General features: G+C 72.6%; 13 protein-coding genes. 9 read left to right on the plus strand and 4 right to left on the minus strand.

What is annotated here, in order from left to right; translation table 11 throughout:
• Positions 1-21: 21 nt before the first annotated feature.
• Positions 22-1,209 (minus strand): aminotransferase class I/II-fold pyridoxal phosphate-dependent enzyme, encoded by a 1,188-nt coding sequence (locus IE172_RS14385; protein ID WP_229886044.1) that lies wholly within the window; start codon positions 1,207-1,209, stop codon positions 22-24.
• Positions 1,210-1,926: 717 nt separating this feature from the next.
• On the opposite strand from IE172_RS14385, the gene fabG reads away from it, so the two are divergent.
• The 4 genes from fabG to IE172_RS14405 are packed head-to-tail and all read left to right on the plus strand — an operon-like array spanning position 1,927 to position 4,208.
• Positions 1,927-2,637, plus strand: a complete 711-nt coding sequence (gene fabG, locus IE172_RS14390; protein ID WP_190097600.1) for a 3-oxoacyl-ACP reductase FabG — start codon at positions 1,927-1,929, stop codon at positions 2,635-2,637.
• The gene (gene fabI, locus IE172_RS14395) at positions 2,634-3,452 is read left to right on the plus strand and encodes an enoyl-ACP reductase FabI (protein ID WP_190097628.1); all 819 of its coding nucleotides are present in this window, start codon (positions 2,634-2,636) and stop codon (positions 3,450-3,452) included. Before fabG ends, fabI begins: the two co-directional genes overlap by 4 nt.
• Positions 3,449-3,970: a MaoC family dehydratase gene (locus IE172_RS35245; protein WP_403380109.1), complete on the plus strand. Its 522-nt coding sequence runs from the start codon at positions 3,449-3,451 to the stop codon at positions 3,968-3,970. Before fabI ends, IE172_RS35245 begins: the two co-directional genes overlap by 4 nt.
• Positions 3,960-4,208, plus strand: a complete 249-nt coding sequence (locus IE172_RS14405) for an acyl carrier protein (RefSeq protein ID WP_190097601.1) — start codon at positions 3,960-3,962, stop codon at positions 4,206-4,208. The genes IE172_RS35245 and IE172_RS14405 overlap by 11 nt, the downstream gene beginning before the upstream one ends.
• A 36-nt stretch (positions 4,209-4,244) precedes the next feature.
• On the opposite strand, the gene IE172_RS14410 is transcribed toward IE172_RS14405, so the two are convergent.
• Positions 4,245-4,976, minus strand: coding sequence for an alpha/beta fold hydrolase (locus IE172_RS14410; protein WP_229886046.1), 732 nt, complete (start codon positions 4,974-4,976; stop codon positions 4,245-4,247).
• A 485-nt stretch (positions 4,977-5,461) separates the two neighbouring features.
• On the opposite strand from IE172_RS14410, the gene IE172_RS14415 reads away from it, so the two are divergent.
• From IE172_RS14415 to IE172_RS14435, 5 genes are all read left to right on the plus strand, one after another.
• Entirely contained in the window at positions 5,462-6,901 is a 1,440-nt protein-coding gene (locus tag IE172_RS14415) for a class I adenylate-forming enzyme family protein (RefSeq protein ID WP_190097602.1), read from the plus strand.
• Positions 6,898-8,175, plus strand: a complete 1,278-nt coding sequence (gene fabF / locus IE172_RS14420; protein ID WP_229886047.1) for a beta-ketoacyl-ACP synthase II — start codon at positions 6,898-6,900, stop codon at positions 8,173-8,175. The genes IE172_RS14415 and fabF overlap by 4 nt, the downstream gene beginning before the upstream one ends.
• Positions 8,165-8,626: an SET domain-containing protein-lysine N-methyltransferase gene (locus IE172_RS14425; protein WP_190097603.1), complete on the plus strand. Its 462-nt coding sequence runs from the start codon at positions 8,165-8,167 to the stop codon at positions 8,624-8,626. Before fabF ends, IE172_RS14425 begins: the two co-directional genes overlap by 11 nt.
• 88 nt (positions 8,627-8,714) lie before the next feature.
• Positions 8,715-10,319: a 5-guanidino-2-oxopentanoate decarboxylase gene (locus tag IE172_RS14430; protein ID WP_190097604.1), complete on the plus strand. Its 1,605-nt coding sequence runs from the start codon at positions 8,715-8,717 to the stop codon at positions 10,317-10,319.
• Between the two features lie 20 nt (positions 10,320-10,339).
• Positions 10,340-11,527, plus strand: coding sequence for a Glu/Leu/Phe/Val dehydrogenase dimerization domain-containing protein (locus IE172_RS14435; protein WP_190097605.1), 1,188 nt, complete (start codon positions 10,340-10,342; stop codon positions 11,525-11,527).
• 200 nt (positions 11,528-11,727) lie between these two features.
• Here the strand turns inward: IE172_RS14435 and IE172_RS14440 are convergent, their stop codons facing one another.
• Positions 11,728-12,360: a TetR/AcrR family transcriptional regulator gene (locus IE172_RS14440; RefSeq protein WP_190097606.1), complete on the minus strand. Its 633-nt coding sequence runs from the start codon at positions 12,358-12,360 to the stop codon at positions 11,728-11,730.
• Positions 12,361-12,543: 183 nt separating this feature from the next.
• Positions 12,544-14,193, minus strand: coding sequence for an MFS transporter (locus IE172_RS14445; RefSeq protein ID WP_190097607.1), 1,650 nt, complete (start codon positions 14,191-14,193; stop codon positions 12,544-12,546).
• Positions 14,194-14,523 lie beyond the last annotated feature (330 nt).

Genomic DNA, 14,523 nt, shown 5'->3' on the forward strand with positions numbered 1-14,523 from the left:
CGGCGGTGGGCGGGCCGGCGGTCACGGGGCGTCGCTCAGCACCGGGGCCAGGTCGCCGCGCACGGCCGCGAAGGCGGCGAGCGTCCGTTCCAGGTGCTCGTCGGTCTGGACGGCGGTGTAGCTGGTGCGCAGCCGGGGCGAGGCGGCGGGCGGCAGCACGGCGTTGACGTACACGCCCTCCTCCATCAGCCGCTTCCAGCCGACGACGGTGTGCAGTTCGTCGCGGGTGTCGACGGGGACGATGGGCGTCTCGGAACTGCCGGTGCGGTAGCCGAGCGCGGAGAGTTCGCGGCGCATGAACTCCGCGGTCTTCAGCACCGTCTCGCAGCGCCAGGGCTCGGTGCGGACGATCTCCAGGGCCGCCAGGGCCGCGGCGGTGTTGGCCGGGCTGCTGCTGGCGGAGAAGAGCAGGCTGCGGGCGTGGTGGCGGAGGTACTCGATGACCTCCTCGTCGCCGAGCACGGCCCCGCCGATCGAGCCGAACGACTTGGAGAACGTCAGGGTGATCAGCGGCACCCGGTCGGTCAGGCCGAACTGCTCACAGGTGCCGCGTCCACCGCCCAGGACACCCGCGCCGTGCGCGTCGTCCACCAGCAGGGTGGCGTCGAACTCCTCGCAGACGCGGACCAGTTCGGGCAGCGGGCAGAGGTCTCCCTCCATGCTGTAGACGCCGTCGACGGCGACCAGCCTGCCGCCGCGGCCGGGGTGCCGGGCCAGTTTCTCCGCCAGGTCGGCCGTGTCGTTGTGGGCGAACCACTGGAGCCGGGCCCGGCTGAGGCGGACGGCGTCGATGAGGGAGGCGTGGGCGTCCTTGTCGACGAACACGGTGTCGCCGGGCCCGCACAGTCCCGCGATGGCACCGAGGTTGGCCTGGTAGCCGGTGGTCAGCAGCAGGGCGGCGGGTTTGCCGAAGAAGGCGGCGAGCTCGGACTCCAGCCGTTCGTGCAGCTCCAGGTTGCCGTTGAGCAGCCGGGACCCGGTGCAGCCGGCTCCGTGGCGGTGGGCCGCGCCGGCCGCCGCGGCGGTGACCCGGGGGTCGGTGCTCAGGCCGAGATAGTCGTTCGAACCGCACATGACGAGTTCACGGCCGTCCGAGAGCCGGGCCACCCCGTCGGCCCGGCCGTCGAAGCTGACAAAGAACGGGTAATAGCCGCTTGCTTTCCCCTCCCGGGAACGGGTGTAGGAGAAGCATTTTTCGATGACGCCCACTGTTCGCCTTTCGACAGGTCTTCGGCAAGGCACAGGTATTCAGCAAGGCACGGGTATTCAGCGGAGGGCATGACGGAATGAAAAGCCCTCGCTGATATGCGCACGGCGAGCGGGCGGCATGTGCGACCGGCTCGCAGGGTGTGCGGACAACACCGCGGCGCTGCGCGTGCAGCGGCTCGGCGGTGGTGAAAGAGAAGAAGAAGTGATGAGCGCTCAGGCGCGACAGCGCGCCAAGGCAACGGCCCCGTGCATGTGTACTCCCCCGTACGTGTGCAGTCCGGCACTTGGTCGGCCGGCTCGAGCGGCCGGGCCCGTCAGCTGCTGCTTCCCCGCGACGGGCCGAGCGTTCAGAACGATCCGGCTCGTTCAATCTAGGTGCCCGCCGTCGGCTTCGTCAAGTAAACCTTTGGCCGTTGCTTTGACCTGGACTTTTCCTCGGGTGGCGCAGAGTCGCCGCCGCGGACGCGTGCCGGATTCGGTAAAAGCGGAGCCACTTCATCCGAGCGATCCCGGTTGACACTTTCCGCCGGAGTCGGCTTTGCTGGCTTCCAATTCCGCGGGGCCCGAGATATTTCCGGTGATCCGGTACGGGTTCCCGCGCCGGTGACCGCGTCGGCTCCCTTCCGCCCTTTGCCGCGAGTACACCGGTCGTCCGCCGACGGAGCCCACGCGCTGCCGCGGGGCCCGCCCGTTCGATTCTCGGAGGTTCAGCCGCCCATGTCCGGACGCACCGCCCTCGTCAGCGGGGGAAACCGGGGGATCGGTCTCGCCGTGGCCCGGGCACTGCACGCCGACGGCGACTCGGTCGCCGTCACCTGCCGGAGCGCACCACCGCCCGACGACGACTTCCTCGCCGTCAAGTGCGACGTCACCTCGACCGGAAGCGTCGACGACGCGGTCACCGAGGTCGAGGAGAGACTCGGCCCGGTCCAGGTGCTGGTGGCCAACGCCGGCATCACCCGCGACGCCCTGCTGGTCCGCATGGGCGAGGAGGACTTCCTCGACGTGCTCGACACCAACCTCACGGGCGCCGTGCGGCTGGTCCGCCGCACCCTGCGCGGCATGATCCGCCGCCGGCACGGACGCATCGTGCTGATCTCCTCCAGCTCCGCCCTGTCCGGCTCGCCCGGTCAGACCAACTACGCGGCGGCCAAGGCCGGGATGGTCGGCTTCGCCCGCTCCCTGGCCCGGGAACTGGGCCCCCGCGACATCACCGTCAACGTCGTCACCCCCGGCTGGATCGACACCGACATGACCGCGGACCTCCCCGGCGAGGCCCGCGACCAGGCCGCCGCGACGGTCCCCCTCGGGCGCTTCGGCTCGCCCGACGAGGTGGCGGCCGCGGTGCGGTTCCTGGCCGGCCGGCAGGCGGGCTACATCACGGGAGCCGTCGTACCGGTCGACGGCGGCATCGGAATGGGGCACTGATGGGACTGCTCAGCGGAAAGACCCTGCTCGTCACCGGGGTCATCACCGACTCCTCGATCGCCTTCCACGCCGCCCGCGCGGCGCAGGAGCACGGCGCGCGCGTCGTGCTGACCGGCTACGGGCGGCTCAGCCTGGTCCAGCGCATCGCGCGCCGGCTGCCCGAGCCCGCCCCCGTGGTCGAGCTGGACGTCACCGACGACGGTCACCTGGCCACGCTGGCCGACCGGATCGGCGAGCACACCGACCGGATCGACGGCGTGCTGCACTCGGTCGCCTTCGCCCCGCCCGGCGCGCTCGACGGCAACTTCCTCAGCACCTCCTGGGACGAGGCCGCCACCACCCTGCGGATCTCCACCTACTCGCTCCAGGCGCTCACCACCGCCGTGCTCCCGCTGATGGACCGCGGGGGCTCGGTGGTGGGGCTCGACTTCGACGCCTCGACCGCCTGGTCCGGCTACGACTGGATGGGCGTCGCCAAGGCCGGTCTCGAGTCCTGCACGCGCTACCTCGCCTCGCACCTCGGCGCCCGGGGCGTCCGGGTCAACCTGGTCGCCGCGGGCCCGCTGCTGACCATGGCCGCCCGCAGCATCTCCCCGTCGGCCGAGGCCGAGGGCGCGGCGCCGTTCGGTGCCGAGTGGGCGGAGCGCTCGCCGCTCGGCTGGGACCCGGCCGACTTCGAACCGGTGGCGCGCGCCTGCGTGGCACTGCTGTCGGACCTGTTCCCCGCCACGACCGGCGAGATCGTGCACGTCGACGGCGGCGCGCACGCGATCGGCGACCGCCCGGCCCGCGTCCCGGCGAAGGCGGCCCGGTGACCACCGCGACCGCCCGCGTGTACACCGTGGAGGAGTTCGCGGCCCTGCCCGAGGGCCTGCTCCTCGGCCACAGTTCCTGGCACGAGGTCCCGCAGAGCCGGATCGACCTCTTCGCCGAGGTCACCGGCGACCACCAGTGGATCCACACCGACCCGGCCGCCGCGGCGGCCGGACCCTTCGGCACCACCGTCGCCCACGGCTTCCTCACCCTGTCCCTGCTGCCGCTGCTCACCTCCGAGGTGTACGACGTCAGCGGCGTGTCGGCGGCGGTCAACCACCGTGTCGACAAGGTGCGGTTCCGCTCCCCGGTGCCGGCCGGCGCCCGGGTCCGGGCCCGCGTCGCGCTGCTGTCCGTGCGACCCCGCCCCCAGGGCTTCACCGAGGCGGTCATCCGGGTCGTCATCGAGCTGGAGGACGGCGGCACCGCCTGCACCTGCGAACAGACCACGCTCTACCGGGCCGGACTTCCGCGGCCCACCGTCCACCACCACGAGAAAGGCACCACCCATGGCCATTGACCTGAACGAGATCCTCACCGGCCTCAGCGAGATCGTGAACGAGGTGACCGGCACTCCCGTCGCGGACATCCAGCCCGACAAGTCCTTCGTGGACGAGCTGGACGTGGACTCGCTGTCCATGGTGGAGGTCATCGTCTCCGCCGAGGAGCGGTTCGACATCCGCATCCCGGAGGAGGAGGCCAAGAGCTTCAAGACCGTGCGCGACGCGGCCGACTACATCCTGCTGCACGCCAAGTGAGCGTCCCGCACCGGCCGGTCGGGCCGGTGCGGGCCCTCAGCCCCGCCCGGCCAGGGCGGTCAGCCGGGCGTGGCCGGCCCGCAGCAGGCGCGTGAAGGCCTCCGGGTCGACCAGCGCCTGGATGTGCGTGCCCTTCACGTGCCGCAGCTCCGCCGGTGACCCGGCGGAGCGCGCGGCCCGCAGGAAGGCCTGCTCGTCGGTGCGGAACAGCCGGTCGCCCCGGCAGTTGACGATGAGCAGGGGAGGGGTGCAGCGTCCGGCCAGGGCGAGGAAGTCGTGGCGGGTCAGCTCCTCCACGGCCTCGGAGAAACCGCGCATGGACAGTCCGCCGGCCAGTACCGCCTCGGCGCTCTCGCGGGGCAGCAGCCGGCGGAACAGCGCGGCGTTCGCCCGGGCCGCCCGCTCCTCGCCGACCCATCGCATGAACCGGCCCGCGTTGCGGTAGAGCCGGGCGGCCGTGCCGCGCGGCTGCACGGTGGAGTTGTTCACCAGCACCCCGGCGACCAGCTCGGGGTGGGCGGCGGCGGTCGCGAGCGCGGCGAAGCCGCCCAGCGACATGCCGGCGAGGACCACCGGGCCCGAGCCGGACCGCGCCGCCTCGAGCAGCGCGGTCCGCACCTGGGCCACCGCGCCCTCCAGGGTGAACGCCCGGTCGCGGAGCGAACCGTGACCGGGCAGATCGCAGGCGGTGACCCGGAACTCCGGTGCCAGCCGGCGGGCGTGCGGCAGCCACATATGAGCGGAGACCCGGATTCCGTGCACGAGCACCAGCGGTTTTCCCGCAGGGTCCCCGAAGGTCCACACGCCGGGTTCACCGGATTGTTGCCAGGACCTTTCAGAATTCACGATCGACCCCTTCCTGAAACCTTTGCAGGTAGCCCGCCGAATAATTCGAATTCCTTGACGGGATCAGGTGCCACACTCTAGCCTGAACGAGTCGGATCGTTCCAGAGGAGCATCCGGCCGCGAGCTCACTCACGGGGGAACACCATGATCAAGATCGCATCCGCGCTGTTCGGCGTCGCGCGCGACGTAGTCTGGCTGGCTCAGGCGGTCTACCACTCCATCGAGCGCAGGTAGGCCGGCCGCGGGCGACCGCGCCCCGCGCACCCGTCCCACGACGGTGTCGTGCCCCCTCTCCGCGGTCGCCTTCCCACGCAGTCCCGGCATCGGGACTCCTGTATCACGACACCCCTGGCAGTGATTTCACCACGCCGCATTTCATGACGGTCGCACGAGAAATCGGAATTGCCGTGACGTCAAAGCTGTTCACTCCGGATTCGGAGACGACCTACGAAGAAGTCGAACGCCAGGCGCTCGCCGTCGCCGGGGCCCTGCGCGCCCGCGGGATCTCCACCGGTGACCGCGTCACCCTCAAGGCCGGCAACTCGGGTGGCTACGTCACCGTCCTGCTGGCCCTGATGCACACCGGCGCCTCGATCGTGCTCCTCGACGACCAGCAGCAGCCCGCCGTCACCGAACAGGTCGTCGGCGTGACCCGCTCAAGACTGACCGTCGTGGACGACACCACCGCCACGTCCGGGCGGGCGGTCGTCACGGTGGCGGAGCTGCTGGCCGGGACCACGGGCGGCCCGGCCGCCGAAGCCCTGTCCTTCGAGGCCTGGCGCGCCCTGCCCGACGGCCTGATCACCTGGTCCTCCGGCTCCACCGGGGAACCCAAGGGCATCGTCAAACCGGGCGAGGCGATGCTGCGCAACCTCGACCGTTCGATCGAGCGGATGGGGCACCGGCCGGACGACGTCCTGCTGCCGCTGCTGCCCTTCTCCCACCAGTACGGCCTGTCCATGGTGCTCACCGCCTGGCTGGCCCGCTCCTCACTGCTGGTCGCCCCCTACCGGCGACTGGACCACGCGGTACGCATGGCCGGCATGTACGGCGCCACCGTGGTCGACGCCACGCCCGCCGTGCACCTGAGCATGCTGAACCTCGTCGAACGCCGCCCGGAGATGGCGGCGGACCTGCGCAAGGTGCGGATGTACTGCACCGGCGGCGCGCCGCTGGACGGTTCGGCCGCCGAACGGTTCGTCACCGCGCTCGGCCTGCCGCTGCTCGACGGCTACGGCAGCACCGAGCTGGGCAACATCGCCTTCGCCACCCCCGACAACCCGGTCGGCTGCGGACCGGTGCTCCCCGGCGTCGACGTACGGCTGGAGTCCGACCCGAGCGCGCAGGCGGCCGGCGTCGGCGAACTCCTGGTGCGCACGCCCGACGTGTTCTCCGGCTACCTGACCGCCGACGGCGTGTTCGACCCGGTGCGGGACCCCTGGTTCCGCACCGGGGACCTGGGCCGCTTCGACGACCGCGGCAACCTCTTCGTGCTCGGCCGCAAACTCGCCGTGCACCGCGCCGGCTACACCCTCTACCCGGAGGTCGTCGAACGCGCCGCCTCCGCCTGCGGGGCCCCCGTCAAGGTGATCGGGCTGCCCGACGAACGGCTCGGCAGCCGGCTGGTCTTCTTCGTCCAGGACCCCGAAGGACGCGACGCCCTGTACTGGCGCGCCCGCATCTGCGCCCAGCTCTCGCCCTTCGAGTACCCCAACCGCGTCGTGGTCTGCGACGCCTTCCCGCTCAACCGCAACGGCAAGCCGGACGGCAGGCAGCTGCGCGCCATGGCGCTGACCGGACCGGAAAACGGAACGCACGCACCCGAGGATCGGAGTTCACTCCAGTGAGCGCACACGAGACCCGACCGCTCAGGCGGGTGGTCGTCACAGGGACCGGCGTCATCACGCCGGTCGGCAACACCGTCGACACGTTCTGGAAGTCCCTCGTCGACGGCCGCAGCGGCATCTCCGCCATCGAGTCCTGGGACGCCTCCGACCTGCCGGTGCACATCGGCGCCGAGGTGAAGGACTTCTCCCCGGCGGACTACATGCCCCACAAGGTGAGCCGGCGCATGGACGCCAGCGCCCAGTACGGCCTGGCCGCCGCCATGCAGGCGGTGCGCGAGGCCAAGCTGGAGATGACCGACGACATCGCCGCCCGCACCGGCGTCTACCTCGGCTCCTCCGCCGGCGCCGCCCAGCTCACCTACGACACCACCGTCAAACTGCACGAGCGCGGCGCCCGCGCGGTCAGCCCGTTCTTCTTCGCCACCAGCGGCTCGGAGAGCGCGGCCGGCGAGGTCGCCATGTGGCTCGGGGCCCGCGGCCCGTCGTCGAGCCTCAGCACCGCCTGCGCCTCCGGCGCCACCTGCATCGGCGAGGCCGCCCGGCTCATCCAGTTCGGCGTGGCCGACGTGATGGTCGCCGGCGGCGCGGAGGCACCCGTCACCCGGCTGAACATCGCCGCCGCCGCGGCCTGCCAGGCGCTCTCCCGCCGCAACGACGACCCGGCCGCCGCCTGCCGCCCCTTCGACACCGAACGCGACGGCTTCGTCATGGGCGCCGGCGCCGGCGTCGTCGTCCTGGAGGAGTACGAGCACGCGCTGCGCCGCGGCGCCCACATCCTCGGCGAACTGGCCGGCTACGGCGCCACCACCGACGCCTACCACCTCACCGCACCGCACCCCGACGCGCTCGGCACCAAGAGCGCCATGCGCATCGCGCTGGACTCGGCCGGACTGCGCCCCGAGGACGTCGACTACATCAACGCCCACGGCACCAGCACCCGGCTCAACGACGCCACCGAAGTGGCCGCCATCCGCGGCGTGTTCGGCGAGCACGCCACCCGCATCCCGGTCAGCTCCACCAAGTCCATGACCGGGCACCTCATCTCCGGCACCGGCGCGGTCGAACTCATCGCCGGCCTGCTGGCCATCCGGCACAACGTCGTCCCGCCCACCCTCAACTGCGACGACCCGCTGGACCCCGACCTCAACTTCGTGCCCGGCGTGGCCCAGGAGTGGCAGGTCGACGTCGTCATGAGCAACTCGTTCGGATTCGGCGGGCACAACGCCGTGCTCGTGGTCCGCAGCCTCAAGGAGGAAGAGAGTTATGCCGCGTAACGATCTGATGGACATCGCCACCCTGCCGTCCGGGGAGAAGGGCTACGTCGCCCGCGAGGACCTGCCCGCCGGGGCCGTCATCGCCTCCTGGCAGGAGTCCGCGGTCGACTCCGAGCCCACCAAGTTCACCATCCAGGTCGGCCGCGGCCGCCACGTCGACGCCGACGAGGTGCGCTTCCTCAACCACTCCTGCGTGCCGAGCACCTTCGTCGACGCCACCACCGGCAACGTCGTCGCCCTGCACCCGATCGCGGCGGGCCAGTCCCTGACCTTCTTCTACCCCTCCACCGAGTGGGGGATGACCGCGCCGTTCGACTGCGCCTGCGGGCACGCCGGCTGCCTCGGCAAGATCACCGGCGCCGAGGCACTGCCCGCGGACGTCCTGCGGCGCTACGCCCTCAACGACCACATCCGCGAGCTGGTCGCCGAACGGGGCGTCGACGCGGACTGACCACCCTCCATCCGGACGGCCGGCCCTCCCTCCCGCACGGGGCCGGCCGCCGGGCCCGGCCCGGTACCCGCCGCTGAGGAGAACCACCATGCCCTCCGCTGGAGAACTGCTCGTCTCGTCGCTGCGCCAGCACTCCGTCGACGTCGTGTTCGGCATCCCCGGTACGCACAACCTCGGGATCTACGCCCACCTCGACCGCCACGGTCTGCGCCACGTCACCCCCCGGCACGAGCAGGGCGCCGGCTACGCCGCGGACGGCTACGCCCGGGTGTCCGGCCGCCCCGGAGTGGTGATCACCACCACCGGCCCCGGAGTGCTCAACGCCGCCGCCGCGGCGGGACAGGCGTACTCGGACTCGGTGCCGATGCTGCTGATCTCGCCGGGCATGCCCTCGGGCCACCGCGGCGGGGAGGGCCTGCTGCACGAGACCCGTGACCAGTCCGCCGCGCTCGCCGCCGTGTGTGCCGCCTCGCACCGGGTGCGGGACCCCGCCGAACTCCCCGGTCTCCTCGCCACCGTGTTCACCCGGCTCACCTCGGGCCGGCCCCGCCCGGTGCACCTGGAGATCCCCTACGACCTGATCGACACCGAGGTCGACGCCGCGCCCCTGCCGCCCCTGCCGGCCGCGGCCCCGGTCGCGGACGACCGGGCGGTGGCCTCCGCCGCGCACACCCTCGCAGCCGCCCGCCGGCCCGTCGTCGTCGCCGGCGGCGGCGCGCGGCGCGCCACCGGCGAACTGCGCGACATCGCCGAGGCGTTGGCGGCACCCGTGGTGACCACCGCCAACGGCAAGGGCGTGCTGCCGGAGAGCCACCGCCTCAGCCTCGGCGCCGCCCTGCACGTGCCCGAGGTGCAGCAGTTGCTCGCCTCCGCGGACGCCGTGCTCGCCGTCGGCACCGAACTCTCCGAGACCGACACCTGGAACGGGCCCCCGCGCCTGACCGGCCGGGTCGTCCGGGTCGACATCGACCCCGGCCAGATGCACCGCAACGCGACCGCCGACCACCCCCTGACCGGGGACGCCGCACAGGTGCTCACCGGTCTCCTCGGACATCTCCGCTCCGTCCCCGCACACCCCCGTTCCGGGCGGCGGAGCGGAGATACCCCACCCCCCGCGGTCAGGTCGGCCGTACGGGACTACGGCCGGCGCTGGCGGGACGTCACCGGCGCGCTGCGGGCCGCGCTTCCCGAGGACGCGGTCCTCACCAACGACAGCGCGATGGCCTGCTACTTCGGCGCCCTCACCGGCTTCCCCACCGAGCGGCCCGGCCGGTTCCTGTACCCCACCGGCTTCGGCACCCTGGGCTACGCCCTGCCCGCCGCCGTCGGGGCGTCCCTGGCGAGTCCCGGCCGGCCGGTCGCCGCGCTGAGCGGCGACGGCGGGCTGCAGTTCACGGTGAACGAGCTGGCCACCGCCGTGGAAGTGGGCGCCCCCCTGCCGGTCGTGGTCGTGTCCAACGGGGGGTACGGCATGATCCGGCAGGAGATGACCGAACGCGGGCAGCCCACCGTCGGAGTGGACCTCGCCGTGCCCGACTTCCCGGCGATCGCCCGCGCCTACGGCGGTGACGGCTGCCACGTCGCCTCACCCGCCGAACTGCGGGACGCCGTGGGGAAGGCCCTCGGCGTGCCGGGCCCCACCGTCGTGGTCGTCCCGGAGCCGCCCGCCTCGTCCACTGCGCCATCCGCCTGACGACACCCCTGGGAGTTCTCGTGGGACGACCGCCCCATCTGCACGTGACCTGGACCGACGAACCGACCGGCGCCACCGGCTACCTGGTGATCGACCGCCTGCTGCGCGGAGCCTCCAGCGGCGGGCTGCGCATGCGCCCCGGCTGCACGCTCGCCGAGGTCGCCGACCTGGCCAGGGCCATGACGCTGAAGGAAGCCCTGGTCTACCGGCCGGAGGACCGCTACACCCCGTTCGGCGGGGCGAAGGGCGGCATCGACTTCGACCCGGCCCACCCGGAGGCCCCCGCGGTGCTCGAGCGGTTCCTGCGGGCCGTGCGGCCCCTGGTGGAGACGTACTGGTCGGTGGGGGAGGACCTGGGCACCCGGCAGGAGGACATCGACCGCGCCTTCGACAGCATCGGCCTGCGGTCCTGCGTCCACGCCGCGCTGCCGTTCGTGGAGGACGGGGCCGAGGCGGGGCTGACCCGGATCTCCGAGGCGTTCGCCGTGGAGGTGGACGGGCTCGGACTCGGTGACACGGTGGGCGGCTACGGTGTCGCCCAGTCGGTGCTGTCCGTCCTCGCCGAGCACCAGGAACTGCCCGCCGAACAGACCGCGGTCGTCCAGGGGTTCGGCTCGATGGGCGGTGCGACCGCCCGGTACCTCTCCCGGGCGGGCATCCGGGTCGTCGCCGTCGTCGACCGCGACGGCGTGGTCCTGGACGAGCGCGGCATCGACGTGGAACGGCTGCTGGCCGACCGCAGCCCGGCCGGCCTGGTGAACCGCGCCACGCTGCCCCCGGGGGCGACCCTGCTCCCGGTCGGGGACTGGCTCACGGTGGAGGCGGACGTCCTCGTGACCGCGGCGGCCTCGTACGCCGTCGACGAGACCAACTGCGCCGAGGTGCGCGCCCGTTACCTGGTGGAGGGCGCCAACGTGTCGGTGCTGCCCGCCGCCGAGGCCGCGCTCGCGGCGCGCGGGGTCGTGGTCGTACCGGACTTCGCCGCGAACTTCGCCGCCAACAGCTGGTGGTGGTGGACCCTGTTCGGGGACATCGGCCCCCACGCCGACGAGGCACTCACCAAGATCGAGAAGACCATGCGCGACATCACCGCCGAGATCTTCCAGCGGGTGCGGGCCACCGGTGTGACGCCGCGTCAGGCCGCCACGGCGATCTCCGAGGAGAAGCTCCGCCGGGCGCGGATCCGCTACGGAGACCTCCCGTCCTGACCCGGCCCGCCCGAGTCGCGCCCCCCGGGCGGCGGGTGAACCGCCGCCCGGTTTCCGAGGGCCCGCTGCCCGGTTTCCGGCGGCCCGCTGTCCGGCTGCCCGGCCCGCGTGACGACCGGACGGCGGGCCGTGGGGCGGCCGGGGTCTTCGGCGGTCCGCGTCCGCGACATCCGCGCCCCGGCTCCGCGCCGGGGCGCGGCTCACGCGTCCGCCGGCCCCGGCCTGCGCGGAGGCGCGGCGAGCGTGGCGTCCACCATCCGCTCGATCCCCTTGTCGTCGACCGCCTCGTCCGAGAACAGGCTCCGGAACAGCATGGTCCCGGCCCACATGTCCAGCAGCACCATGGAGATGTCCGTGTCAGGGGGCAGGTCCCCGCGGTCCAGCGCGCGCTGCATCACGGTCATCGACTGCTTCTTGCGCCCCTCGACGATCTCCTCCCACAGCCTGCGGCGCAGGGCGGAGTCCTCCGACAGGTCGCCGACGAGAGCCGGCAGGACGCTCCTGATCCGGTCCGAACCGTAGAACCGTCCCAGGGCCTGCGAGGCCAGAGCCACCATCTCGGCACGGCTGTCGCCGAGGTCCTCCGTCGGGACCTCGCGCAGCTCGCTGCGGATCCCGTCCAGGACGAGCGCGGCCTTGTTCGGCCACGACCGGTAAAGGGTCGCCTTCCCGACGCCGGCCTCGGCGGCGACGCCGCCGATCGTGAGCTTCGCGTAGCCGCGCTCACCGAGCATCTTCATCGTCGTGGCGATGACGCGTTCGCGGGCGTCCAGATCTCTCCGGTGAGCCCCGCTGGCGTCCACCACCACTCCGAGGGTTCGCTTCTCTCCCATTGCTCTTCCTTTCGGGAACACGGACGTGCCTCGGTGTCCCAGATCCACTCGATGGAACGGTACGTTTCGTTCAAGTTGAGAGCAACCCAATGCCGTATGCAGCAGTTAAAGAGTCAACCAAGTCCTGCTGTCGCGGGCGTGTACCCGGCATGTCCCGCGCCGTCTGCGGTCCGGTGCCACTGGTCACGGCGCGGTCATGGTGCTCCGTCCCGGATCCGGGGCGGGCACCGGGGTGTTCTCCTCAGGCGTCCCGCCCGGCACCGCCGGCGCGGACCGCGGTACGTCCGGTCCGTGCGGCGCGCTCTCCTCGGCCGCTGCCGCCTGCAGGGCCGCCGCGCCCCGCAGGGCGAGCCCGGCGGCCACGGTGACCAGCGCGGCCAGCGCCGCGCAGGTCGCCACCGTGACGTGGAAGCCGTCCAGGAAGGCGACCCGCGCCGCGGAGGCCAACGCCTCGCCGAGGGCGCCGGGCAGCGCCCGGGCCACCTCCATCGCCCCCGCGAGCGACTCCCCGGCCACGGCCGCGTGCTCGCCGGGGACCCCGGCAGGCACCTCCAGGCCGTCCCGGTACACCCGGCTCAGCACACTGCCGAGGACCGCGATGCCGAGCGCGCCGCCCATCTCGTAAGCGGTCTCGGAGATGGCCGAGGCCGCTCCCGCCCGCTCCTTGGGGACGGACGCCAGCACGCTGTCGGCGGTGACCGTGAACGTCATCGCCACACCCGAGCTGGTCACGATCAGGGCCGCGAGCACGGCGGGGTAGGAGATCTCCGCCGACAGCCACAGGTACTGCAGCAGCCCCGCCGTGACCAGCGCCAGGCCCAGCGCGACGGTCCGGGCCCGGCCCCAGGCGGCGGCCAGCGTCGGCGCGAGGACCGCGCCGAGCACCGCACCGGCCACACCGGGCAGCTGGGTCACCGCCGAACGCAGCGGTGACCAGCCCAGGACGACCTGGAAGTACTGCGATCCCACGAAGCCCACGCCGGCCAGCGCGAACATCGCCATCACGGTGGCGCCCACCGAGGCGTTGAAACCCCGGTTCCGGAACAGGACGACGTCGATGAGCGGTGTACGCAGACGCCGTTGCCTCCGGGCGAAGAGCGCCAGCGCCCCGACGCCGACGGTCGCGGCGAGCGCCACGTCGGGGTCGGTCAGGCCGTCGTGCGCCGCGTCCTTGATCGTGTAGATCACCGCGGTGACGCCCGCGACCGACAGCAGCACGCTGAGCACGTCCAGCCGGCCCGGCTCGGGGTTCTTCGACTCGGGCAGGACGAAGAACCCGACCACGAAGATGAGCAGCATCACCGGGATGTTGATCAGGAAGACCGAGCCCCACCAGAAGTGGTCGAGCAGGATCCCGCCGATCAGCGGCCCGACGGCGAAGCCCGCCGAACTGACGCTGGACCAGATGCCGATGGCCCGGGTCCGCTCCGCGGGATCGGTGAACGTGTTCCGGATGATCGACAGCGTGGACGGCATGAGCGTGGAGCCCGCGACGCCCAGCAGGGCGCGCGAGGCGATCAGCAGTTCGGGCGTCCACGCGTAGGCCGTGAGGCCGGACGCCGCGCCGAAGGCGAAGGTCCCCACGAGCAACAGCCGGCGCCGGCCGATCCGGTCGCCCACGTTGCCCATGGTGATCAGCAGACCGCCCAGCGCGAAGCCGTAGACATCGGCGATCCACAGCAGCTGGGTCGAGGTCGGCCGGAGTTCCGCCGTGAGCCGCGGCACCGCAAGGTGCAGCACCGTCAGGTCCACGGAGAGCAGGAGCATCGTGAGGCAGGCGATCGCCAGCGTCGCCCACTTGCGGCGTTCACTCAGCAGCGCGTGTTTCCCCATGGGCACAGCGTGGGCGCCGCTGCTCACCGCTCACTCACCGATCACTGGCGGACCCGGGCCCGGCCTCCCGGCGAGTGCGGCCCTGCCGGCACCGGCCCGGTCCGCGGAGGCCCCCCGCGGGGCCGCGCCCGCTCCGTCGGCCCGCCGGAGCCGTCGTGCACCGCGTCCGGCGGCGCGCCGAGGCCCCGGCCCGGTCCCGGTGGCCCCGGTCCGGGGGGGTGCCTCTATGTCCTTCGTCAAGCGAGTCGAGGGGTCCTCGGCTCGTAGAAGGTGCCGTCGCGGAGCATGGCGAACAGGACGCTGATGCGGTGGCGGGCGAGGCGGAGGAGG

The sequence above is a fragment of the Streptomyces griseoflavus genome, from assembly GCF_014649995.1.
Classification (GTDB): Bacteria; Actinomycetota; Actinomycetes; order Streptomycetales; family Streptomycetaceae; genus Streptomyces; species Streptomyces griseoflavus.

Excerpts from the sequence above, each read along its gene's own strand:
- IE172_RS14425 (WP_190097603.1), top strand. The coding sequence starts at position 8,165 with ATGCCGCGTAACGATCTGATGGACATCGCCACCCTGCCGTCCGGGGAG.
- IE172_RS14440 (WP_190097606.1), bottom strand. The coding sequence starts at position 12,360 with ATGGGAGAGAAGCGAACCCTCGGAGTGGTGGTGGACGCCAGCGGGGCT.
- IE172_RS14405 (WP_190097601.1), top strand. The coding sequence starts at position 3,960 with ATGGCCATTGACCTGAACGAGATCCTCACCGGCCTCAGCGAGATCGTG.
- IE172_RS14445 (WP_190097607.1), bottom strand. The coding sequence starts at position 14,193 with ATGGGGAAACACGCGCTGCTGAGTGAACGCCGCAAGTGGGCGACGCTG.
- IE172_RS14430 (WP_190097604.1), top strand. The coding sequence starts at position 8,715 with ATGCCCTCCGCTGGAGAACTGCTCGTCTCGTCGCTGCGCCAGCACTCC.
- fabG (WP_190097600.1), top strand. The coding sequence starts at position 1,927 with ATGTCCGGACGCACCGCCCTCGTCAGCGGGGGAAACCGGGGGATCGGT.